The sequence below is a fragment of the Streptomyces sp. NPDC051315 genome (genome assembly GCF_044455165.1).
Taxonomy (GTDB): domain Bacteria; phylum Actinomycetota; class Actinomycetes; order Streptomycetales; family Streptomycetaceae; genus Streptomyces.
The window spans coordinates 234726-255458 of sequence record NZ_JBITEN010000012.1; the positions used below are offsets into that span (position 1 = coordinate 234726).

Annotated in this window: 23 protein-coding genes; 14 read left to right on the plus strand and 9 right to left on the minus strand. The window is 71.6% G+C overall.

The genetic code is table 11. The features are described from left to right. Positions 1-119: 119 nt before the first annotated feature. Together ACIBBD_RS23840 and meaB are read left to right on the plus strand one after the other, a co-directional pair. Entirely contained in the window at positions 120-1322 is a 1203-nt protein-coding gene (locus ACIBBD_RS23840; protein ID WP_399421500.1) for an acetyl-CoA C-acetyltransferase, read from the plus strand. Between the two features lie 42 nt (positions 1323-1364). Then, on the plus strand, positions 1365-2321 hold the full coding sequence (meaB, locus tag ACIBBD_RS23845) for a methylmalonyl Co-A mutase-associated GTPase MeaB (RefSeq protein WP_399421501.1): 957 nt from the start codon (positions 1365-1367) through the stop codon (positions 2319-2321). A 457-nt stretch (positions 2322-2778) separates the two neighbouring features. On the opposite strand, the gene ACIBBD_RS23850 is transcribed toward meaB, so the two are convergent. Then, on the minus strand, positions 2779-3393 hold the full coding sequence (locus tag ACIBBD_RS23850) for a PepSY domain-containing protein (protein ID WP_399421502.1): 615 nt from the start codon (positions 3391-3393) through the stop codon (positions 2779-2781). A 148-nt stretch (positions 3394-3541) separates the two neighbouring features. Here ACIBBD_RS23850 and ACIBBD_RS23855 point away from each other — a divergent pair, with 148 nt between their 5' ends. Both ACIBBD_RS23855 and ACIBBD_RS23860 read left to right on the plus strand, forming a co-directional pair. Next, entirely contained in the window at positions 3542-4264 is a 723-nt protein-coding gene (locus ACIBBD_RS23855; protein WP_399421503.1) for a response regulator transcription factor, read from the plus strand. Further along, positions 4261-5724: an ATP-binding protein gene (locus ACIBBD_RS23860; protein ID WP_399421504.1), complete on the plus strand. Its 1464-nt coding sequence runs from the start codon at positions 4261-4263 to the stop codon at positions 5722-5724. Before ACIBBD_RS23855 ends, ACIBBD_RS23860 begins: the two co-directional genes overlap by 4 nt. Before the next feature lie 9 nt (positions 5725-5733). Here ACIBBD_RS23860 and ACIBBD_RS23865 read toward each other — a convergent pair whose 3' ends face one another. The 4 genes from ACIBBD_RS23865 to ACIBBD_RS23880 all read right to left on the minus strand — a co-directional run bounded on the left by ACIBBD_RS23865 (position 5734) and on the right by ACIBBD_RS23880 (position 8385). Next, positions 5734-6210, minus strand: a complete 477-nt coding sequence (locus ACIBBD_RS23865) for a MarR family winged helix-turn-helix transcriptional regulator (protein WP_399421505.1) — start codon at positions 6208-6210, stop codon at positions 5734-5736. A gap of 96 nt (positions 6211-6306) precedes the next feature. After that, positions 6307-7104, minus strand: a complete 798-nt coding sequence (locus ACIBBD_RS23870; RefSeq protein WP_399421506.1) for an AIM24 family protein — start codon at positions 7102-7104, stop codon at positions 6307-6309. Beyond that, a complete protein-coding gene (locus ACIBBD_RS23875) occupies positions 7101-7751 on the minus strand; it encodes an AIM24 family protein (protein ID WP_399421507.1) in 651 nt (216 codons plus the stop codon). Before ACIBBD_RS23875 ends, ACIBBD_RS23870 begins: the two co-directional genes overlap by 4 nt. 1 nt (position 7752) lies before the next feature. Next, complete coding sequence (locus ACIBBD_RS23880; protein ID WP_399421554.1) at positions 7753-8385, minus strand: AIM24 family protein; 633 nt, start codon at positions 8383-8385, stop codon at positions 7753-7755. A gap of 221 nt (positions 8386-8606) precedes the next feature. On the opposite strand from ACIBBD_RS23880, the gene ACIBBD_RS23885 reads away from it, so the two are divergent. Both ACIBBD_RS23885 and ACIBBD_RS23890 read left to right on the plus strand, forming a co-directional pair. Continuing rightward, positions 8607-8954, plus strand: coding sequence for a DUF3817 domain-containing protein (locus tag ACIBBD_RS23885; RefSeq protein WP_399421508.1), 348 nt, complete (start codon positions 8607-8609; stop codon positions 8952-8954). After that, on the plus strand, positions 8951-9253 hold the full coding sequence (locus ACIBBD_RS23890; RefSeq protein ID WP_399421509.1) for an MTH1187 family thiamine-binding protein: 303 nt from the start codon (positions 8951-8953) through the stop codon (positions 9251-9253). The genes ACIBBD_RS23885 and ACIBBD_RS23890 overlap by 4 nt, the downstream gene beginning before the upstream one ends. A 94-nt stretch (positions 9254-9347) precedes the next feature. On the opposite strand, the gene ACIBBD_RS23895 is transcribed toward ACIBBD_RS23890, so the two are convergent. The 3 genes from ACIBBD_RS23895 to ACIBBD_RS23905 are packed head-to-tail and all read right to left on the minus strand — an operon-like array spanning position 9348 to position 11427. Next, positions 9348-10001: a TetR/AcrR family transcriptional regulator gene (locus tag ACIBBD_RS23895; protein WP_399421510.1), complete on the minus strand. Its 654-nt coding sequence runs from the start codon at positions 9999-10001 to the stop codon at positions 9348-9350. Continuing rightward, positions 9998-10678 (minus strand): DUF4166 domain-containing protein, encoded by a 681-nt coding sequence (locus ACIBBD_RS23900; protein WP_399421511.1) that lies wholly within the window; start codon positions 10676-10678, stop codon positions 9998-10000. The genes ACIBBD_RS23895 and ACIBBD_RS23900 overlap by 4 nt, the downstream gene beginning before the upstream one ends. Then, positions 10675-11427 (minus strand): hypothetical protein, encoded by a 753-nt coding sequence (locus ACIBBD_RS23905; protein WP_399421512.1) that lies wholly within the window; start codon positions 11425-11427, stop codon positions 10675-10677. Before ACIBBD_RS23905 ends, ACIBBD_RS23900 begins: the two co-directional genes overlap by 4 nt. Before the next feature lie 185 nt (positions 11428-11612). On the opposite strand from ACIBBD_RS23905, the gene ACIBBD_RS23910 reads away from it, so the two are divergent. From ACIBBD_RS23910 to ACIBBD_RS23925, 4 genes are all read left to right on the plus strand, one after another. Continuing rightward, complete coding sequence (locus tag ACIBBD_RS23910) at positions 11613-12605, plus strand: matrixin family metalloprotease (protein ID WP_399421513.1); 993 nt, start codon at positions 11613-11615, stop codon at positions 12603-12605. 113 nt (positions 12606-12718) lie between these two features. After that, the gene (locus ACIBBD_RS23915; protein ID WP_399421514.1) at positions 12719-13228 is read left to right on the plus strand and encodes a MarR family winged helix-turn-helix transcriptional regulator; all 510 of its coding nucleotides are present in this window, start codon (positions 12719-12721) and stop codon (positions 13226-13228) included. 43 nt (positions 13229-13271) lie between these two features. Next, positions 13272-13610 carry a DUF3817 domain-containing protein gene (locus ACIBBD_RS23920; RefSeq protein WP_399421515.1) on the plus strand — a complete coding sequence of 113 codons (339 nt, stop codon included), beginning with the start codon at positions 13272-13274 and terminating at the stop codon, positions 13608-13610. Positions 13611-13684: 74 nt separating this feature from the next. Continuing rightward, complete coding sequence (locus ACIBBD_RS23925; RefSeq protein WP_399421517.1) at positions 13685-15385, plus strand: methylmalonyl-CoA mutase; 1701 nt, start codon at positions 13685-13687, stop codon at positions 15383-15385. Between the two features lie 58 nt (positions 15386-15443). On the opposite strand, the gene ACIBBD_RS23930 is transcribed toward ACIBBD_RS23925, so the two are convergent. Continuing rightward, entirely contained in the window at positions 15444-16070 is a 627-nt protein-coding gene (locus tag ACIBBD_RS23930; protein ID WP_399421518.1) for a TetR/AcrR family transcriptional regulator, read from the minus strand. Positions 16071-16302: 232 nt separating this feature from the next. Between ACIBBD_RS23930 and ACIBBD_RS23935 the strand changes: the two genes are divergently transcribed. From ACIBBD_RS23935 to ACIBBD_RS23950, 4 genes are all read left to right on the plus strand, one after another. Next, positions 16303-17277 (plus strand): tetratricopeptide repeat protein, encoded by a 975-nt coding sequence (locus ACIBBD_RS23935; RefSeq protein WP_399421519.1) that lies wholly within the window; start codon positions 16303-16305, stop codon positions 17275-17277. Positions 17278-17925: 648 nt separating this feature from the next. Next, positions 17926-18561, plus strand: coding sequence for a DUF6230 family protein (locus ACIBBD_RS23940; RefSeq protein ID WP_399421520.1), 636 nt, complete (start codon positions 17926-17928; stop codon positions 18559-18561). Positions 18562-18680: 119 nt separating this feature from the next. Next, positions 18681-19295: a DUF6114 domain-containing protein gene (locus ACIBBD_RS23945; protein ID WP_399421521.1), complete on the plus strand. Its 615-nt coding sequence runs from the start codon at positions 18681-18683 to the stop codon at positions 19293-19295. After that, entirely contained in the window at positions 19285-20685 is a 1401-nt protein-coding gene (locus ACIBBD_RS23950) for a hypothetical protein (protein ID WP_399421522.1), read from the plus strand. Before ACIBBD_RS23945 ends, ACIBBD_RS23950 begins: the two co-directional genes overlap by 11 nt. Positions 20686-20733: the final 48 nt, after the last annotated feature.

A 20733-nucleotide genomic window follows, 5' to 3' on the forward strand; every position in this document is an offset into this window, starting at 1 on the left:
GCAACGTGCGCGCGATCACACCGACCGCCCGGTGACGGGGCGGAGTACCGCTCAGTACATTCGAAGTAAACCCTCGTTCACTCCTCGGCCCGTGCAGGCCGGTAAGGGGATCGCAGCTCATGACTGGAACGAACAGCACGACGTCGGTGATCGTCGCGGGCGCCCGGACGCCCATGGGACGGTTGCTCGGCTCGCTGAAGTCCTTCTCCGGAGCCGACCTCGGCGGCTTCGCTATCAAGGCCGCCCTCGACCGTGCGGGGATCGGTGGCGACCAGGTGCAGTACGTCATCATGGGCCAGGTGCTCCAGGCCGGCGCGGGCCAGATCCCGGCCCGCCAGGCCGCGGTCAAGGCCGGCATCCCGATGAACGTCCCGGCGCTCACCGTCAACAAGGTGTGTCTGTCGGGCCTCGACGCGATCGCTCTGGCCGACCAGCTGATCCGTGCGGGTGAGTTCGACGTGATCGTGGCGGGCGGCCAGGAGTCCATGACGAACGCCCCGCACCTGCTGCCGAAGTCCCGCGAGGGCTTCAAGTACGGCGCCATCGAGATGCTCGACGCCATGGCCCACGACGGCCTCACCGACTCCTTCGAGGGCATCGCCATGGGCGAGTCCACGGAGAAGCACAACACCCGCCTCGGCATCGCCCGCGACGAGCAGGACGCCGTGGCCGCGCTCTCGCACCAGCGGGCCGCCGCCGCGCAGAAGAACGGGCTGTTCGAGGCCGAGATCACCCCGGTCGAAATCCCGCAGCGCAAGGGCGAGCCGGTCGTCTTCAGCAAGGACGAGGGCATCCGCCCGGAGACCACCGCCGAGTCGCTCGGCAAGCTGCGTCCGGCCTTCGCCAAGGACGGCACGATCACCGCCGGGTCGGCCTCGCAGATCTCCGACGGCGCGGCGGCCGTGGTCGTGATGAGCAAGGCCAAGGCGCAGGAACTGGGCCTGGAGTGGATCGCCGAGATCGGCGCCCACGGCAATGTGGCCGGCCCGGACAATTCGCTCCAGTCGCAGCCCTCCAACGCCATCCTGCACGCCCTCAAGAAGGAGGGCCTGGAGGTCTCCGACCTCGACCTCATCGAGATCAACGAGGCCTTCGCCGCCGTCGCGGTCCAGTCAATGAAGGACCTCGGGGTGTCCCTGGAAAAGGTGAACGTCAACGGTGGGGCCATCGCCCTGGGCCACCCGATCGGCATGTCCGGCGCCCGGCTGGTGCTGCACCTGGCCCTGGAGCTGAAGCGGCGGGGCGGCGGGGTCGGCGCGGCCGCGCTGTGCGGCGGCGGCGGCCAGGGTGACGCGCTGATCGTGCGGGTACCCAAGGCCTGAGTCCCGCTTTCTGGACGCCTCTCTTTCGTGAACGGAGCTGTGATGCAGGACGTCTCCTCGCTGGTCGCCCAGGCCAGGGAAGGCCGGCCCCGGGCCGTGGCCCGGCTGATCTCCCTGGTGGAGGGGGCGTCTCCGCAGCTCAGGGAGGTCATGGCGGCCCTGGCGCCGCTCACGGGCAACGCCTACGTCGTCGGTCTGACCGGCTCGCCGGGGGTGGGCAAGTCGACGTCCACCTCGGCGCTGGTGACGGCCTACCGCAAGCAGGGCAGGCGGGTCGGCGTCCTGGCCGTCGACCCGTCCTCGCCGTTCTCCGGCGGCGCCCTGCTCGGCGACCGCGTCCGGATGTCGGAGCACGCCTCCGACCCGGGCGTCTACATCCGCTCGATGGCGACGCGCGGCCACCTCGGCGGCCTCGCCTGGGCCGCCCCGCAGGCGATCCGTGTGCTGGACGCGGCCGGCTGCGACGTGATCCTGGTCGAGACGGTCGGCGTCGGCCAGTCGGAGGTCGAGATCGCCTCCCAGGCCGACACGAGCGTGGTCCTGCTGGCCCCCGGCATGGGCGACGGCATCCAGGCCGCCAAGGCCGGGATCCTGGAGATCGGCGACGTCTACGTCGTCAACAAGGCCGACCGCGACGGCGCCGACGCCACCGCCCGCGAACTGAACCACATGCTCGGCCTCGGCGAGGCCCGCGGCCCCGGCGACTGGCGCCCGCCGATCGTCAAGACGGTCGCGGCCCGCGCCGAGGGCGTCGACGAGGTCGTCGAGGCGCTGGAGAAGCACCGCGCGTGGATGGAGGAGCACGGGATCCTCGCGGAACGCCGCCGCGCCCGTGCGGCCCGCGAGGTCGAGACGATCGCCGTCACGGCCCTGCGGGAACGGATCGGCGACCTGCACGGCGACCGCCGCCTCGACGCCCTGGCGGAACGCATCGTCACCGGCGAGCTGGACCCGTACCGGGCGGCCGACGAACTGGTGACGGGACTGACGGAGGGCTGAGGCGCCGCGGGGCGGGCGTCGGCGGCGGTGCTTGCTCGGGCCGCCCGTGTCCGGCCTGCGCTCGTGCCGGTGCGTGGCTCGGCCACGCGGTGACCCGCGCGGGGCCCGGTCGAGCGGTGACCTGCGCGGCGACCGGGGTGGAGCGTGCCGGCCGAGAAGACCGGCGGGGCGTCGGGGGCCTTCCTCGTCGGGGGCCTTCCGCGAGGAGAATTTCGCTGCCCTCGCACACACCGTCGACGCGCGCGGTCGGCCGGTCCGAGGCGTCGGCCCCGCCAGTCGTCCCGGCCGTACGAGGAGCCGTGCCGGCGTGCCACGCCGACGGCGTCCGCGGCAGGCGTGCCGCCGTCGCAGGCGCGTCCCAGCGCTGGGTACGGCGGTCCGGCGCGGGCGGGCGGCGGAGCCGCAGGAGGTGCGGCTCCGCCGCCCTCGCCCCCGTCCCGCCGTGCGAGGGACGGGGTCAGTCGTCGTCGCGGTCGTCCGCGGCGTCCGTGTCCTGGTCGTCGGTGTCGTGACGGTCCGCGGTGACCTGGGCGTCGTTCAGGCCGACGGTCCAGTCGTGCTCCGTGCCCGCGGAGTCGGTGGTCTCCACGCTCCAGCCGCCGGTGGCGTCGTCGTCCAGGTCGACCGAGGTCACGACACCCTTCGCGGCGGCGGCCTCGGCGGCCCGGGCGGCGGTGACGTCGGCGCCCTTCAGGACGCGGCGCTCGTCGGCGTCGTCGTCGCGGTCGGTCTCCGTGCCGAGGATCCGGCCGTTCGACGGGTCCACGAGGACGCTGTACGAGGTGGTGCCCTTGCCGAGGACGTCGACCTCCCAGCCGCGGTCGGCACCGTCGTCGTCGAGGTCGGCGGAGACGGCCGTGCCCGGCCGGGACGCCAGGGCGGCGGCGATCGCCTGGGCGGCGGTCAGCTTCGCGCCGTTCGCCCGGGCCTTCGCGGTGTCCCCCTGGGGCTGCGTGTCGCTCACCTCGGCCCGCGTGGCGTCCCGCACGTCGTCGTCCGCGAAGGCGACGGCCGTGCCCGCGCCGATCACGGTGGTCGCGGCGACGGCGGCGATGAGCAGCTTGCGCTTCATGAGGGTTCCTCCCGTGTCCGGTCGATCACGTCGTGTCGACGGATCGCGTCGTTTCGTTGCGACGGGAACCACCCTCGCCGACCGACGCTGAGGGGAACCTGAAGCCACCTGAAGATCGCTTCAGGTTCGGTTTGGGACCCTGAGGGACATGCGCCCGCCCGTCACCCACCATCGCCCTGCCGGAGGCGCCGCGCGCCGCCCCTCCCGGCTCCTGATCGTCGAGGACGAGAAGCGACTCGCCCTGTCCCTCGCCAGGGGCCTGACCGCCGAGGGCTACGCCGTGGACGTCGTCCACGACGGCCTGGAGGGCCTGCACCGGGCGGGCGAGTCGCCGTACGACCTGGTCGTCCTCGACATCATGCTGCCCGGCCTGAACGGCTACCGCGTCTGCTCCGCGTTGCGCGCCGCCGGCAACGACGTCCCGATCCTCATGCTCACCGCCAAGGACGGCGAGTACGACGAGGCCGAGGGCCTGGACACGGGCGCGGACGACTACCTGACCAAGCCGTTCTCGTACGTCGTCCTCGTCGCGCGGGTGAAGGCGCTGCTGCGGCGCGGCGGGCAGGGGGCCGGTGCCTCGCCCGTGCACGTCCTCGGCGAGCTGAGGGTCGACACCGCCGCGCGCCGGGTGTTCCTGAGGGACGAGGAGGCGGTGCTCACCGCCAAGGAGTTCGCCGTCCTGGAGCAGCTCGTGGTGCGGGCCGGTGAGGTGGTGTCCAAGGCGGACATCCTGGAGCACGTCTGGGACTTCGCCTACGAGGGCGATCCCAACATCGTCGAGGTGTACGTGAGCGCGCTGCGCCGCAAGCTGGACGCCGGGCTCATCCGGACGGTCCGCGGCGCCGGATACCGGCTGGAGGCGGGGCGATGAGACGCCGGCTGCACTCCGTACGGGCCCGGGCCACGCTCGGCGCCACCCTCGTCGTCGCCGTCGCGCTGGTCGCCGCCGGGGCGGCCGTCCTGCTGTCGCTCAGGTCCAACCTGAGCGGTCAGGCGAGCGCGGAGGCGGAGCGGACCGCGCGGGAGGTCGCCGTCCAGCTGGCCGCCGGTCGGTCCTACGCCCGGCTGTCCCTGGACGACGACGACCGTCCCGTCCAGGTCCTGACCGAGGACGGGACACTGGTCGCGGCCACCGAGGACCTCCAGCGGATCAGCGGGGCGGGCACCGGGGCGGTCCGGCCGACGGCGGCACCGACGACGGCCCCCGCCGGTCCCCCGGACGACGACGACGGCGACGGCGACGGTGACGGCGACTCGGACGACGGCGCCGACGAGGAGTCCGCGGCCGGCTCCGACCTCCGACCCGGCGAGATCGGTGAGGACACCTCCTACCGCGACGGCTCCGCCACCGTCGACGGCGACACCGCCGACTACCGCTTCGCCTCCGTCCAGGTCGAGACGGAGGACCGCGGCACCCTCACCGTGTACGCCGGCGCGCCCCTGTCCGGCGAGCGCAGTGCCGTCCGCACCGCCCTCACCGTCATGCTGATCGGGTTCCCGCTGCTGCTCGCCGTCGTCGCGGGCGTGACCTGGCTGGTCACCCGGCGGGCGCTGCGCCCGGTGGAGGGCATCCGGCGGGAGATGGCCGCGATCACCGCCTCCGCGGACCTGGCCCGGCGGGTGCCCGAGCCGGACACCCACGACGAGGTCGCCCGGCTCGCCCGGACGACGAACGAGACGCTGGCCGCGCTGGAGACCGCCGTGGAGCGGCAGCGCCGCTTCGTCGCCGACGCCTCGCACGAACTGCGCAGCCCCATCGCGTCCCTGCGCACCCAGCTGGAGGTGGGTGTTGCCCACCCCGAACTGCTGGACGTGCCGGGGGCCGTCGAGGACACCGTACGGCTGCAGAACCTCGCCGCCGACCTGCTGCTGCTCGCCCGGCTGGACGCGGGGGAGCGGCCGGGGCGGACGCGGGTGGACCTGGCGGCGCTGGCCCGGGAGGAGACGGCCCACCGGGCGGGGGTCACCGTGGACGCGGAGCCCGTGGAAGTGGCCGGATCGCGGGGGCAGCTGGGGCGGGTGCTCGCCAATCTCCTCGACAACGCCCGGCGGCACGCCCGCTCGGCGGTGGCCGTGGCGGTACGGCGGGAGGGGCGGTGGGCCGTCGTCGAGGTCTCCGACGACGGGGACGGCGTCCCGGAGGCGGACCGCGAGCGCGTCTTCGAGCGGTTCGTCCGGCTCGACGACGCGCGCAGCCGTGACGACGGCGGGGCGGGCCTGGGCCTGGCCATCGCCCGCGACGTGGCCGTACGGCACGGCGGCACGCTCACCGTCCGGGAAACGGCGGCAGGCGGAGCCCTGTTCGAGCTCCGCCTGCCGACCACCGGGTGACCACTGCCGCTACGGGCGTCCCCGCTGCCCGCGGAGGTGCTCCGCGATGGGCTTCAGGGCCTTGTCGAGTTCCACGAGGGCCTCGGGGGAGAGGCGGTCGATGAAGTGCCGCCGCACGGACGCCACGTGATGGGGCGCCACCTTCTTCATGGTCTCCATGCCGTGCTCGGTGAGGACCGCGTACAGGCCGCGCCGGTCCGACTCGCAGTTCTCACGGCGCACCAGATGGGCGTTCTCCATGCGGGTGATCTGGTGCGAGAGGCGACTCTTGGACTGGAGGGTGGCGGACGCGAGGTCGCTCATCCGCATCCGTACGTCCTCCGACTCGGAGAGGTTCACCAGGATCTCGTAGTCGTTCATTGTCAGGCCGAACGGCTGCAGGTCCTTTTCGAGCTGATACGTCAACAGCCTGTTGACCTCCAGGTGGGTGCGCCAGGCGCACTGCTCCGCATCGGTCAGCCAGCGCGTGGCCGTTTCGGTCTCCATGAATGAAGTCTACCTAAAATGTTGAAAGGCGAACTAGTGAGGGGTGGTGTGGTGACGGCGCGCACACGTTCGACGTCACCCTCCGCAGACTACCGCTCACAGCCCGAAGCGCCGCTGGAGGTCTCCCAGCTGTCCGGGAAGGCGCGGTGCGCCGCCCTGGCCGCCGTGTCCCCCCAGCGGTCCGCCGCCACCGGGCACCCCCGGCTCGTGCGGAACCGTCCCCGTGGCCTGCTCGGCCATGAGCGTCTCGGTCGACTGGAGCAGCACCGTGCCGGCCCCCACGAACTCGAACTGGTGCTCCTCCCCGGAGGCCCCGCCCAGGCCCGTCAGCGCACGTAGACCGCCCATGAGGCCGGTCATGTACCCGTGGTCGTAGTGATGGCACGGGGAGGGGCAGTCGGCCCAGCCGACGAGCGCCTGCGGGTCCACCCGGATCGGCGGTTCCATGAACACCACCGGACCGTTTGATGCGGCGACGAACTTTCCGGTTCCGATCAGCGTGAGGAAACCCGGGACGATCGACTGCTTCAGCGACAGACTTGGCTGAAAAGCGAGCAGATTGCCCGAGCGAATGGTCAGATTGCCGTCCTCCAGGTCGTACGAGTTCACATCGAAGGCCCGGTCGGCGAGGAGCATCTTGCCCTGGCCCTCGGCCACGACCCAGTCGCTCGCGTGCAGAGGCGAATGGAACGACGTACGCACGAGACGGTCCAGCCGGCCGTGCCCGATGCCGTTGAAATCGATCGAACCGTAGTAGGCGATCATCTTCCCCTTCTGCAGGAACCACTGGCTCCCCTTGAGCTCCACGCAGAAGGTGTAGGCGTTGACGTTGTCGTCGACGGGCAGGGTCATGGGGTCGAAGACGGTGGGCCCGGTGCCCGGGTAGGTGGTCACAGCTTCTCCTCCGACGCCTGGACGTACACCGCACCGCTGCCGCTGAGCTCCAGCTGGAACGCCTCGCCGGAGCCGCGGCCCACCATGTCCCGCCAGCCGAGGGCGGTCGACAGCTTGTTGCGGACGTCGCCGTGGTGGGCGACGTACGCCTGGGGGTCGACGTGGACCGGGCGCTGGGGGGTGATCGGGATCTGGAAGACGCCGCCGTGGGCCATCACGGCCACCGCGCCGTGCCCCTTCAGGGTGGTGGTGAACAGGCCCTGGCCGCTGATCTGGCCGCGGACCATGCCCATGACGCCACCCTGGGAGCCCATGAACATCGTGCCCTGCTGGAGCGTGCCCTCGAAGGCGAGGAGGCGGTCCGCCTCGACGTACAGCGTGTCGCCGGTGAGGTGGATGACCTGGACGTGGTGGCCGCCGTGCCCGAAGAGGACGGTGCCGCTGCCTTCCACGGTCATCAGGGGGGTGTCCTCGTTGGCGAGCCGCCGGCCGATCATCGACATCACGCCGCCCTGGCCGCCCTGCGTGTTGGGCGTGAAGGACACCTCGCCCTTGTAGGCGAGCATCGCGCCGCGCTGACTGAACAGCCGCTGGCCGGGCAGGACGGTCGCCTCGACCATCTTGGAGTTGATCTCGCGGAAGGGCATGTCAGACGTCCCCCGCGATCGTGTTCCGCTCGCTCGGCTGCACGTACACCAGGCCGTCCCCCTCGAACCGGATCTGGAAGGCCTCGCCGCCGCCCTCGCCCATGAACGTGCGGAAGGTCACGCCGGACTGGAAGGACTGCCGGACGTCGCCCTGGTGCGCGATGTACGCCCCCGGGTCGACGGTCAGCGGGTACTGCGGGCTGACCCTGAGCACCACCGCGGGTCCGTCCGAGGTGATCGCCGCCTGGCCGTGGCCCTCGACGGTCGTCGTGAACAGCCCGTTGCCCTGGGAGGCGCCGCGCAGGCCCGTGAAGCTCGTCCCCGTCCGCAGTCCCGCGTCCGTCGCGAGCAGGTTGCTCGACTCCACGTACAGCTTGTCCCCCTGGAGATCGACGAGGTTGATCTCTGAGGCGCGATCCGCGAACCAGCACGTCCCCTGCCCCCTCACCTCCATCACGGTCATCTGCTCGCCGGTGAGCCGCCGCGTCACCATCCCGCGCAGCCCCTCCCCGCCGCCGCTGAGCTTCTTGAACGCCATCTGCCCGTCGTACGCGACCATCGAGCCGTTCTTCGCCTTCACGGCGTCCCCGGTCATGTCGACGGCCAGCACCTTGCTGCCTTGAAGTCGGAACATCGCCACGCTGCGAAAATAGCCTCCGGGGGCCTCCGCCGACAGAGCCGACGGGTGGAGATCGCCCCTGAACGCACCCCTAGGGGTGTGTCTGCCCACCCTTGTGGCGGCGGTCCCGGACCCGCTGCCCCGCCCGCTGTCGTCGTTTGCCACAATGGGCGAACGCTTGTGCGTGCGTTCACAAAGACCGGATCCTCGACGTATCCCCCATCCGAAGGTGACCCGTGGACCTCAAGACAGCCTCCGCCCTCCGCCGCCTCCGCCTGGTCTCCGGCCCCGAGGCCATCTCCTTCCTGCTGCTCCTCGTCTGCTCGGTCCTGAAGCGGACCACGGACTTCAACGCGGTGCCCGTGATGGGCATGGTCCACGGCGTGCTGTTCGTCCTGTACGTGATCTTCTGGGCGGACGCCTGGAACCGCGCGCGGTGGTCCCTGAAGACCGCCGCCCTCTACTTCGTCCTGTCGGTCCTGCCGACCGGTGGCTTCTTCGCCGACCGCAAGCTCCGCCGCGAGGCCGAGGACGCGGTCATCGCCTCCCGCGCCCGCCGTGAGGGCGTGGTGAAGGCCTCGTGATCGTCGCCTTCTCCGTCACCCCCCTCGGCGTCGGCGAGGACGTGGGGGAGTACGTCGCCGATGCCGTCCGGGTGGTCCGCGAGTCCGGGCTGCCGAACCGCACCGACGCCATGTTCACGTCCGTCGAGGGCGAGTGGGACGAGGTCATGGACGTCGTCCGGCGCGCCGTCGCCGCCGTCGAGCAGCGGGCGCCGCGCGTCTCCCTGGTCCTCAAGGCGGACATCCGGCCCTCAGTGACCGACGGGCTGACGTCCAAGGTGGCGACGGTCGAGCGGCATCTGGCGTCGCCCGGGGAGTGAGGGCGAGGAGCGCCAGGCCCGCCGGGACGCGCGCCTGCGTCGCCCGGGCAGTGAGCGCGGGAGGCGGCAGGCGCGCGGGGGCCGGCCGGGTCCCTCACCGCTTCCCGGAGGCCCGCCGCAGGTACTGCCGCACCGCCCGCTGCGCCACCGGCCCCAGCTCCTCCACCGCGCTCACCAGCATCCCCAGCTGCTCCAGCGCGTCGAGCGCCGCCGTGGCCCCCGCGGCGTCGACCCCCTCGTACAGCTCCATCCCGACGAACGAGGCCGCGACCGCCCGGGCCAGCCCGGCCGGGTCCGTGAACTCCCCGAAGGGGGTGCCGGCGAGCACCCGGCGCAGGACCTTCTCGATCTCCACGATCCACAGGTCGAGGCCGGCGGCCGTGGCCGGGCCCAGCGCCTCGTGGGTCTGGGCGCCGGCCAGGAGCTGGCCGAGGAGCATGACGTGGCCCCCGGCCCGCTCCTGTTCGTGGATCTCCCGCCCGAGGACGAGCAGCTCGGACAGCGAGGTGACCGTCTCGAAGCGCGCCCGGTAGCGCGCCACCGTGCGCTCCGCCCCGTACCGGCAGGCCGCCGCGAGCAGCTCGTCGACCGAGCCGAAGTGGTAGAAGACCAGCGCCTGGTTGACCCCGGCGGTCGCCGCGACCGTGCGGGCCGACGTCTTGGCGATGCCCTGTTCGGTGAGGGTGCGCAGCGCCCCTTCGAGGAGCCGGGTCCTCGTCTCCAGGGACTTGGCGGTCTCCGGACTCACGCGCGGGCCTCCTCGCGCACGGGCCGCAGCCCGGGGCGCACACCGTGGGAGCGGACGTCCGTGTAGGTGGCGGTGAACGAGCCCTCGTAGCCGAACAGCGGGCCGACGTACCGGTTCACCACGTCGACGCGGATCCGGAAGCGGCCGGCGTCCTCGTCGTAGGACTCCCGCACCTCGGCGGTGGCCCCGATCAGCTCGGGCACGCGCACGTCCACGGCCCCTTCACGGAACCGGTGCTCGCCGGAGCGGATCAGCAGGGAGCCGTCCGGTTCGGCGTGGAAGTGCAGGTCGGTGGCGAGGTGCTGGTGGGTGCCGAGGTAGTCGAGGATCCGGTCGCCCCGGGGACCGAGCACCATCTGGGCGTCGAACCGGCGGGCGCGGCCGGGCAGATCGAAGGTACGCACGAAGGTCACCGTCTCACGGCCGTAGGAGTCGAGGTACGGCACGTTCTCGATGACGAAGGGCACCGAGCGGCCCGCGCGCGGGACGAGGATGTTGCGGGTGGCGCCCAGCGCCAGGAAGGGCTTCACGAACGCCGGCCCGTGCCAGATGCGGTCCATCACGCCCCTCCCCGTGCACGCCTGGCCGCCGGCCAGTCCCACCGAGAAGCGCCGCCGCAGCCGCGGGTGCAGACGGTCGAAGTCGGAGCCCATCGCCGTACGGAAGATCGAGGTCATCGCGGGTTCTCCAGGGAGCGCAGGACACGGGGCGCACGCGCGTGTGCCGGGGGTGTGCGCAGGCAGCGGCGGGCGGCCGGGGTGGAGGCGAGCGGTGCCGTGAAGAGCGCCAGACACACGACGACGCTCAGCAGCAGCGGGCACAGGTACGCCGTGGAGGCCGCGAACGGGCCGAGGAGGAGCAGCAGGGACTCGAGGCCGAGGCCGGTGCAGGCGAGGGTGACGACGAGGGCGCGCACGGCGAGTTCCGCGAGCCAGTTGAGCAGCGCGCGCTCCGGGGTGATGCCCCGCTCCAGCCACAGCCGCAGCCGGTCGAAGGACCAGGCGGTCGCCCAGCCCATCAGCGGGCGCAGGACCAGCCGGTCGGCGAGCGCGCCGAAGGCGCCCCAGCGGGGGCGGTAGTCGTAGCCGGTGAGGAAGCGGACCCCGTCGCCGTCGGGGACGTAGCGCCAGTAGCCGCTGCCTTCGGCGAGCAGCGAGAGCGGGTGCGGTGAGGCGAAGCGCAGGGCGGAGGTGCGGGTGCCGTCGGGACGCTCGCGTTCACCCGCCGAGACGCCCGTCCCGGCGATCGTGACGAACGGCAGCAGGCGTGTGGCGTAACGGAAGCGCTGCGGGTCCCCGGCCGCCCGCGGGAGGTACTCGATCTCGGTGAACCGCAGGTCCCAGCGTTGATGCCGGGCCGGCTCCTGCGTCCGCGCCCACAGGTCGTCGAGAGTGGCGCGGATCCGCGTCTCGATGTACAGCCCCATGTGAACCCCCCAGGTCGAGACCGTGTTTGAGCGATCGCTCAAAACTTGTGAGGGGACGGTACACCCGTTTGAGCGATCGCTCAAACGGGGGACATTCGCATGGTTTTCATCTTGGATGAGACGGCTAACCTCTCCGGGAACCGATCATGTTCCGCCCGCGGGGCGGACCTGAGGGCGGAGGCGAAGTGACAGGTCGTCACGGGCCGGGACGGGCGGGCAGGGTCGTCGCGGCGGTGGTGCTGGCGGTGACGGTGGCGGCGGGCAGGGGCGGTGACGCGCCCACGCGCGCGGGCGACGGGTGCGCGCCCGGGCGCGGCCCGCTGACGGTGGACGACCTGCCCGCCGGATCCTCCGTGCTCGAGTGCGCGGCCGTCGGGCGCCTCGTCACCCACGAGGGCGCCGGCGTCACGGTCCCCGAGCCCGGCATGAAGGTCACCGTCGACACCCTGGCGGTGGACGGCTCCCGGCACGGCTTCACCCTGGAGGTCGCCGCCGACGGCACGGTCTCCTACGATCTGGCGGCCGACGCGGGGTCCGAGGAGCACACGCACGCCGCCGGCCCGCCCGCCGCCGCCCGCGCCGCCTGCGCCGACAGCGCCTACGCCGTCGCCGACCACAAGGAGTACGGCACCTACGACTGGTGGATCGGCGACGGCCCGTTGCCGGGCGGTCTCTCCCCCGCCGACGCCCGCCGTGCCTTCGAGGCCGCCATCGGGACCATCACCGGCACCCGCAACGACTGCGGCTACGGCGACGCGGTCGGGGCGCGCGCCGCGTACCACTCCGTGACCCACCACGAGGCCGACGTCGACGGCGGGGCCCACTGCACCGCGCGGGACGGGGTGAGCGTCTGGGACGCCGGGAACCTCAGCGGCGGGGTCGTCGCCACGACCTGCTCGTGGAGCCGGCCGGTGCCCGGCGGCCCGGACTGGCTCAAGGAGGCAGACGTCCGCTTCAACACCGGCGACTACACCTTCACGAACAACCCCGGTGACCACTGCGCCAACGCGTACGACATCCGTAGCGTCGCCACGCACGAGGCCGGTCACGTCTTCGGTCTGGGGCACGTCGGCGCCGGCCACGAGGGCCAGACCATGTTCACCAACTCGTTCGCCTGCTCGACGAGCGCCCGTACCCTGGGCCGGGGTGACGTCCTCGGGCTGCGCAGGCTCTACTGACCGCCGTCACCGGGGGGACCGGTGAGGCTGCGGATGCCCGTGGGGAAGGCCCCGCTGACCGAAAGCCGAGACGGGGCTGACCACGATATGACCGACGGGTAGGGTCTGATGCCGTGCCGAAGCCGCTCAGCCTCCCCTTCGACCCCATCGCCCGCGCGGACGAGCTCTGGAAGCAGCGCTGGGGAAACGTGCCGTCCATGGCCGCGATCACCTCGATCATGCGCGCCCACCAGATCCTGCTCGCCGAGGTGGACGCGGTGGTCAAGCCGTACGGGCTGACGTTCGCGCGCTACGAGGCGCTGGTGCTGCTCACCTTCTCCAAGGAGGGCGAGCTGACCATGTCGAAGATCGGCGAGCGGCTCATGGTGCATCCGACGTCCGTGACGAACACCGTCGACCGCCTGGTGAGGTCGGGTCTGGTCGCCAAACGGCCCAACCCCAACGACGGCCGCGGCACCCTCGCCACCATCACCGACAAGGGCCGCGAGGTCGTCGAGGCCGCCACCCGCGACCTGATGGCGATGGACTTCGGGCTCGGGGTGTACGACGCGGAGGAGTGCGCGGAGATCTTCGCGATGCTGCGGCCCCTGCGGATCGCGGCGCACGACTTCGACGAGGAGTGACCCGCCCCAAGATCTCCCGGAACGGGTCGTTACGCTCGACGGCATGAAGAAGACCGTGCTGACCCGCTACCGCGTGATGGCCTACGTCACCGGTGTGCTGCTGGTCCTGCTGTGCCTGTGCATGATCGGCAAGTACGTCCTGGACGTGAACGGCGCCGCGGACGCCACCCGTGCCGTCTCCATCGCGCACGGCTGGCTCTACGTCGTCTACCTCGTCTTCGCCTTCGACCTGGGCTCCAAGGCGAAGTGGCCGGTGAGCAAGCTGCTGTGGGTGCTGCTGGCCGGCACCATCCCCACGGCCGCCTTCTTCGTGGAGCGGAACGTCTCGCGTGAGCTGGAGGCCAAGGTCTCCGAGGACGCGGCGGCCGTCGCCAAGGCGTAGTCACCACCGCCGTACGGACGCGTACGGCGGTCAGCCATCGACATTTACTAGGACGTCCTAGTAAATTCGAGGGTATGGACGCTGACGCCATCGAGGAGGGCCGCCGACGCTGGCAGGCCCGGTACGACGCCGCACGCAAGCGCGACGCTGACTTCACCACGCTCTCCGGCGATCCCGTGGAGCCGGTGTACGGGCCCCGGCCCGGTGACACGTACGAGGGCTTCGAGCGGATCGGATGGCCGGGGGAGTACCCCTTCACGCGCGGTCTGTATCCGACCGGCTACCGCGGACGGACCTGGACCATCCGCCAGTTCGCGGGGTTCGGCAACGCCGAGCAGACCAACGAGCGCTACAAGATGATCCTCGCCAACGGCGGCGGGGGACTGTCCGTCGCCTTCGACATGCCGACGCTGATGGGCCGCGACTCCGACGACCGGCGCTCGCTGGGCGAGGTCGGGCACTGCGGGGTCGCCATCGACTCGGCGGCGGACATGGAGGTGCTGTTCCAGGACATCCCGCTGGGGGACGTCACCACCTCGATGACGATCAGCGGGCCCGCCGTGCCCGTCTTCTGCATGTACCTCGTCGCGGCGGAGCGCCAGGGCGTCGACCCGGCCGTCCTCAACGGCACGCTGCAGACCGACATCTTCAAGGAGTACATCGCGCAAAAGGAGTGGCTCTTCCCGCCCGAGCCGCATCTGCGCCTCATCGGCGACCTGATGGAGTACTGCGCGGCCGGCATCCCCGCCTACAAGCCGCTGTCCGTCTCCGGCTACCACATCCGCGAGGCCGGGGCGACGGCCGCGCAGGAGCTGGCGTACACGCTCGCCGACGGCTTCGGGTACGTGGAACTCGGGCTCAGCCGCGGGCTCGACGTCGACGTCTTCGCACCGGGCCTGTCCTTCTTCTTCGACGCGCACGTCGACTTCTTCGAGGAGATCGCGAAGTTCCGCGCGGCGCGCAGGATCTGGGCGCGGTGGATGCGGGACGTCTACGGCGCGAGGAGCGAGAAGGCGCAGTGGCTGCGCTTCCACACCCAGACCGCCGGCGTCTCGCTCACCGCCCAGCAGCCGTACAACAACGTGGTGCGTACGGCGGTGGAGGCGCTCGCGGCGGTGCTCGGGGGCACCAACTCGCTGCACACCAACGCCCTGGACGAGACGCTGGCGCTGCCGAGCGAGCAGGCCGCGGAGATCGCGCTGCGCACGCAGCAGGTCCTGATGGAGGAGACCGGCGTCGCCAACGTCGCCGACCCGCTGGGCGGTTCCTGGTACGTCGAGCAGCTGACGGACCGGATCGAGGCCGACGCCGAGAAGATCTTCGAACAGATAAAGGAGCGGGGGCTGCGGGCGCACCCCGACGGGCGGCACCCGATCGGGCCGGTCACCTCCGGGATCCTGCGCGGCATCGAGGACGGCTGGTTCACCGGGGAGATCGCCGAGTCGGCGTTCCGGTACCAGCAGGCCCTGGAGAAGGGGGACAAGAAGGTCGTCGGCGTCAACGCGCACACCGGGTCGGTCACCGGGGACCTGGAGATCCTGCGGGTCAGCCACGAGGTGGAGCGGGAGCAGGTGCGGGTGCTGGGCGCGCGCCGGGCCGCCCGGGACGACGCCGCCGTGCGCGGCGCCCTCGACGGTCTGCTCGCGGCCGCGCGCGACGGCGGCAACATGATCGAACCGATGCTCGACGCGGTGCGGGCGGAGGCGACGCTGGGCGAGATCTGCGACGTGCTGCGGGACGAGTGGGGGGTGTACACGGAGCCGGCGGGTTTCTAGACGGCTCCGGATCGCCGCGCCGCGCGCGCTCTGGCCCGGAGGGCTCGCCGGAGGCCGACTAGGACGCGGCCGAGGTGGTGGCGAGACCGCCGACCAGGATCGCCGTGAAGCGGTGCACCCACTCCTCGTCCGCCGGTTCCGCGCTCACCAGCGTGCGGTGGACCACCGCGCCCGCGACCATGTCGAAGATGAGGTCGACCGTGCGGGCGGAGTCCTCGGGGTCGGTCTCCGGGGGGAGTTCACCGCGCGCCTGGGCGCGGGCCCGGCCCTCCAGGACCAGGTCCTTCTGGGGTTCGACGATGGAGGCGCGGATGCGTTCGCGCAGGGCGTCGTCGCGGGTTGCCTCGGCGACCACCGCCATGAGACCGCTCCTGGCCTCCGGGCGGGCCAGGATCGCCGCGAACTGGAGGACCACGCCCTCGATGTCGGCGGCGAGGCTGCCGCGGTCGGGGAGTTCGAGTTCGCCGAAGAGCTCCGCGACCGCGTCGACGACGAGTTCGTTCTTGCCGGCCCAGCGGCGGTAGAGCGTCGTCTTGGCGACCCCGGCGCGGGTCGCCACGTCCCCCAGCGTGAGCCTGGACCAGCCCAGCTCGACCAGTGCCTCCCGGGTCGCGGCCAGGATCGCGGCGTCCGCGGCGGCACTGCGCGGCCGGCCGGTACGGCCGGCGGGGGTGCGGCTCTGCATCCTTCGACGATATCCGGCCGTTCCCGGGCCGGTACGAGCCGTAGTGAGGGAGATCACCGGGAAGCGGTCCCACGGGCACCCCCCGCGGCATTACGCTACGGGTCGTAGCGAAAGCTGAGCGGAGGCTCGTGCCGGACGTGCGCGGGCCGCGATCCCCTGGCGCTGGGTGGGGACCCGGCGCACTTTTCGGATCGCTTTTCACGCACACGCGGGAACGGGGGAGGATAGACGCATGCAGCCACGGAACATGTCCATGAGCGGAGTCGTCGACCTCGCCGCGGTGAAGGCGGCCCAGGAGGCCAAGGCGAAGGCGGAGCAGGCACGCGCCGAAGCCGCCCGGCAGGGTGGGACGGGGGCCGTCTCGCCCGCCGATCTCGTCATCGACGTCGATGAGGCGGGCTTCGAGCGGGATGTCCTCCAGCGGTCCGCCGAGGTGCCCGTCGTCATCGACTTCTGGGCCGAGTGGTGTCAGCCCTGCAAGCAGCTGAGCCCGGTCCTGGAGCGGCTCGCCGTCGAGTACAACGGCCGTTTCCTGCTCGCCAAGATCGACGTCGACGCGAACCAGATGCTGATGCAGCAGTTCGGGGTGCAGGGCATCCCGGCGGTGTTCGCCGTCGTCGCGGGGCAGGCGCTGCCGCTCTTCCAGGGGGCCGCCGGCGAGGCGCAGATCCGGCAGACCCTCGACCAGTTGGTGACCGTCGCCGAGCAGCGCTTCGGTCTGACCGGCCTGACCGTCGACGCCGACGCCGAGCCCGGCGGCCGTACCGCGGCCCCCGCCGAGCAGGCCGGCCCCTACGACGCCCTGCTCGAAGCCGCCGTACAGGCACTGGACGCGGGCGACCTGGCCGGTGCCGTACGCGCCTACCAGAACGTGCTCGCCGACGACCCGGGCAACACCGAGGCCGCACTCGGTCTCGCGCAGGCCGAGTTGCTCCAGCGGGTGCAGGACATGGACCCGCAGCAGGTGCGCAAGGACGCCGCCGACAGGCCGACGGACGCGCAGGCGCAGATCGCCGCCGCCGACCTGGACCTGGTGGGCGGTCATGTCGAGGACGCGTTCGGACGGCTCATCGAGACCGTGCAGCGCACGGCGGGCGACGAGCGGGACGCCGCACGGCTGCGGCTGCTGGAGCTGTTCGAGGTGGTCGGGCCCGACGATCCCCGGGTGGCCGCCGCGCGGCGGGCCCTGGCGCGGGCGCTGTTCTGAGCCGGATCAAGCGTCCGGTGCTGACCAGTCGCTAAACGCCTGGGCCTGTGGTGCCCGCGTGAAAGTTCTGCCCACGGTGCCTCCCTGCGGCCGCGCTTTACCAAATCTTGGTAATCGCGGCCGCTGTTACTGCAAGTAAGTCGGGGGCTGGGTTCTGTCTGGTTTCGTCCAGCGATCAATAGTTTTGTTCCGGGCTTTGACGCCACCCTGAGTCGTCGGCCGAGACCTCCGGGTCGTTGTTCGGTTATCCGCCCGTTACTAGCGAGTAACGAACCCCCTTGTGCGGGCGGCGAGAATGCACCACGATCGGCCACGCTCGGTCCAATCCCGTACCCCGACAGCCGGTTGGGTCAACGGGTTTTCCTGGGTCCCCACCGAGCAGAGCCGACGGCAGTGGCGCCGGCTCTTGGGCAGGGGGGTCTTCGCTGAGGCGAAGCCTGTCCAGCAAGGTTGTGCGTGATGCGTGTCAGGCGCGACCAGTGGTTGTCGCTCGGGGGTGATCGCCGGTGATCGGTGCGCGGTTCGCGCCTCCGAGTGCGGGCGCTCCCCTTCCCGAGGACGTAGCACTTCTCCCATCCCTGCCCGGCTGAGCCGCCGCTTTCGACGGTGAGTCGGGGTCAGGAGATGTACGTCCGAGAAGGAGGAACTATGGAGTCCCAGGTGCGTGGCGGGACCAGATGGAAGCGGTTCGCTGTGGTCATGGTGCCCAGCGTCGCCGCTACGGCGTGTATAGGCATCGCCCTCGCGCAGGGCGCGCTCGCCGCGTCGTTCAGCGTGTCGGGCCAGTCGTTCAAGGTCACCGCGGACAAGCTCGTCGGCACGGGCTTCTCGCAGTACGGTGCGCTCGACTCGGGTTACACCCTGGACGGCAAGAAGACGGCTCACCCCGTCGCCGTCTCGGCGTTCAAGAACGCCTCGATCACGAACATGTGCCAGTCCGTGGTCACCCCGAACATCCCGCTGCTCGGGTCGGTCAGCCTGACCCTGAAGGCGGGCGGCGGCGGTACGCCGGTCGAGGCCGAGAACCTGTACATCGACGTCGAGGACCTGGCGGCCGACGCCACGTTCAAGAACATCGACATCGGTGTGGCCGCCAAGGACCTCAACAAGGGTCCGGGCATGAAGGGTGGCAGCGAGCAGGCCAACCCCTACGGGTTCGCCCAGCAGGCCGAGTCGGCCGTCCTGACCGACGTGAAGCAGACGGCGTGGGCCACCACCGCCGGAACCTTCAAGCTCAGCGGCCTGAAGATGTCGCTGTCGACGGGTGTCAAGGAGTGCTACTAAGCACTCTCTGACGGGCGGGGGAGCCACTGGCGCCCCCGCCCGTCCAGTCTGAAGCGCCGCGTCTTCACTCGCGGCCCCCATCTCCACCACAGCAACGCCGCACCAGGGAGCTGTTTTCCATGAGCGCCGAGACCCCTGTCGCCACCGGCCAGTTCACCCACCGGAGGCAGCAGTTCCGCGCCTGGCGGGGCACAAGGCCGTTCTGGGCGGGCCTGTTCGTCCTCCTCAGCGGACTCCCCATCGCCTACTTCCCGTACGCACACCTGCAGATCGGCCATCTGACGCTGGCGATGGCGACCACCGCGGGCGCCGGCTCCCTGATCATCGGTGTGCTGCTGGTCGTACTGGGCGTCAGCCTGTGGTTCCAGAAGCACGTACGGGTCTTCGCGGGTGTCGCGGCGATCCTGCTCGGCCTGGTGTCCATCCCGGTGTCCAACCTCGGCGGCTTCCTCATCGGCTTCCTGTTCGCGCTGATCGGCGGGGCGATGGCCGTGTCCTGGGCGCCGGGCGCGCCGCCCGCGCCGGAGCCGGCGCCGCCGGCGGGCGCGGCTCCGGGGAACACCCCCGCCGGCGTGTACCCGGACGGCGGCGCCCCGGCCGGGGAGGCCACGGTGAACCCGTACAGCACGGGCGGCCCCGGCCTCACCAAGAACGCCGGCACCGCGGACGAGCCGAACGATCTGTCAGGAACGAGCCCGGCCAACGGGGCGAACGGGAGGCACAGTGCCGGCTGACGAGGTGACCACCGGGAGCGATGTGGACGCTGCCCGTGTGAGAACCGGGCCGCGCCACGCGGCACCCAAGAAGCCGCTGTTCACCCGGCTCCACATGCCGGCCGGCAAGGTGATAGCCCTGGCGGCCATGCCGACGGCGGTCCTCATGGGCATGGGGTTCACGCCGACCCTCGCCAACGCGGAGGACCAGCCGTCCTCCAAGAACCTGACCATCGACGAGTACAAGGAGTGCGTCGCGGCCCTGGAGGACCAGGACGCCGACGCGTCGGCCTCTCCCTCGCCCTCCGCCTCGGAGAGTTCGGGCGACTCGGCGGACGAGGGCAAGGACGACTCCCAGGACGACGCGACGGACGGCTCCGGTGACTCCGGTGGTTCGTCCGGCGGTTCCCCGGACGGCGAGGACACCTCGGACGACTCCTCCTCGGACGCGGGTGCCGGCGGCGGGGCCGAGCCCACGCCGTCGGCCTCCCCCTCCGCGTCGGAGCCGGAGAAGTCGACGTCCTCGTCCGGCGGCGACACCGCCGCGGAGAGCCCGTCGCCGTCCGAGACCGACAAGAACGTGCTGGACACGATCGGCGACGCGATCACCGACCTGTTCGACGGCCAGGACGCCCAGGCGACGGCCGGTGCGAGCCCGTCGCCGTCGGCCTCCGGGTCCGCCGCCGCGGGCACCGGCGGGGACACGTCGTCGGACTCCGGCTCCTCGGGCTCCGGTACGGACGGCTCCGGTACGGACGGCTCCGGCACCGCCAAGGACACCACCGACGCCGCCGGCGACGCGGTGAAGGACACCGTGGAGAAGGCGGGCGAGGCGGCCGAGGACACCGCGGAGAAGGCCGAGGAGGAGGCCTCCGACGCCGCTGACGCCGCCACCGCCTCACCGAGCCCGTCGGCGAGCGAGACGACGGACGCGGAGGACTGCCCGGTCGCCACCGACGACGAGAGCGGTGTCGACAACAAGGTGCCGCTGGCGGACGACCCCTGGTACCTGGACGCCAGTTCGCTGCTGCTCAAGGGCGCCGACTACCAGGGCATCGTCGAGGTGAAGACGGCCAACGGGACGAAGAAGAAGGTCCTGAAGTACGTCATCTCCGAGGGCACCGACATCGGCGACCTGCACCAGACGGTGAACGACAAGCAGGCCGGCGTCACGTACCACGTCCAGGCGGGCGCGGGCACGACGTCCACCATCCGCAACGGCGACACGATCATGTACACCGAGAGCATCTCGGGGAACCTGTTCGGTCTGATCCCGGTGACGTTCAGCCCGGAGAGCCCGCCCCCGCTGAACATCCCGCTGATCTACTTCACCAAGGTGAAGGTCGTCCAGGCCGGCCAGTTCGGCGGCGACCTGCACGTCCCGGGGATGCACGTCTACAGCACCGAGTAACCCACCCCACAAGCCCGTTCGGGAGCCGCACACACGCTGAGGGCGCCC

Coding starts and splice junctions, on each gene's coding strand:
- ACIBBD_RS23935 (WP_399421519.1), top strand. CDS start 16,303: ATGCAGCCACGGAACATGTCCATGAGCGGAGTCGTCGACCTCGCCGCG.
- ACIBBD_RS23855 (WP_399421503.1), top strand. CDS start 3,542: ATGCGCCCGCCCGTCACCCACCATCGCCCTGCCGGAGGCGCCGCGCGC.
- ACIBBD_RS23880 (WP_399421554.1), bottom strand. CDS start 8,385: ATGTTCCGACTTCAAGGCAGCAAGGTGCTGGCCGTCGACATGACCGGG.
- ACIBBD_RS23945 (WP_399421521.1), top strand. CDS start 18,681: ATGAGCGCCGAGACCCCTGTCGCCACCGGCCAGTTCACCCACCGGAGG.
- ACIBBD_RS23875 (WP_399421507.1), bottom strand. CDS start 7,751: ATGCCCTTCCGCGAGATCAACTCCAAGATGGTCGAGGCGACCGTCCTG.
- ACIBBD_RS23940 (WP_399421520.1), top strand. CDS start 17,926: ATGGAGTCCCAGGTGCGTGGCGGGACCAGATGGAAGCGGTTCGCTGTG.
- ACIBBD_RS23850 (WP_399421502.1), bottom strand. CDS start 3,393: ATGAAGCGCAAGCTGCTCATCGCCGCCGTCGCCGCGACCACCGTGATC.
- ACIBBD_RS23865 (WP_399421505.1), bottom strand. CDS start 6,210: ATGGAGACCGAAACGGCCACGCGCTGGCTGACCGATGCGGAGCAGTGC.
- ACIBBD_RS23920 (WP_399421515.1), top strand. CDS start 13,272: ATGAAGAAGACCGTGCTGACCCGCTACCGCGTGATGGCCTACGTCACC.
- ACIBBD_RS23925 (WP_399421517.1), top strand. CDS start 13,685: ATGGACGCTGACGCCATCGAGGAGGGCCGCCGACGCTGGCAGGCCCGG.
- ACIBBD_RS23930 (WP_399421518.1), bottom strand. CDS start 16,070: ATGCAGAGCCGCACCCCCGCCGGCCGTACCGGCCGGCCGCGCAGTGCC.
- ACIBBD_RS23840 (WP_399421500.1), top strand. CDS start 120: ATGACTGGAACGAACAGCACGACGTCGGTGATCGTCGCGGGCGCCCGG.
- ACIBBD_RS23900 (WP_399421511.1), bottom strand. CDS start 10,678: ATGACCTCGATCTTCCGTACGGCGATGGGCTCCGACTTCGACCGTCTG.
- meaB (WP_399421501.1), top strand. CDS start 1,365: ATGCAGGACGTCTCCTCGCTGGTCGCCCAGGCCAGGGAAGGCCGGCCC.
- ACIBBD_RS23860 (WP_399421504.1), top strand. CDS start 4,261: ATGAGACGCCGGCTGCACTCCGTACGGGCCCGGGCCACGCTCGGCGCC.
- ACIBBD_RS23905 (WP_399421512.1), bottom strand. CDS start 11,427: ATGGGGCTGTACATCGAGACGCGGATCCGCGCCACTCTCGACGACCTG.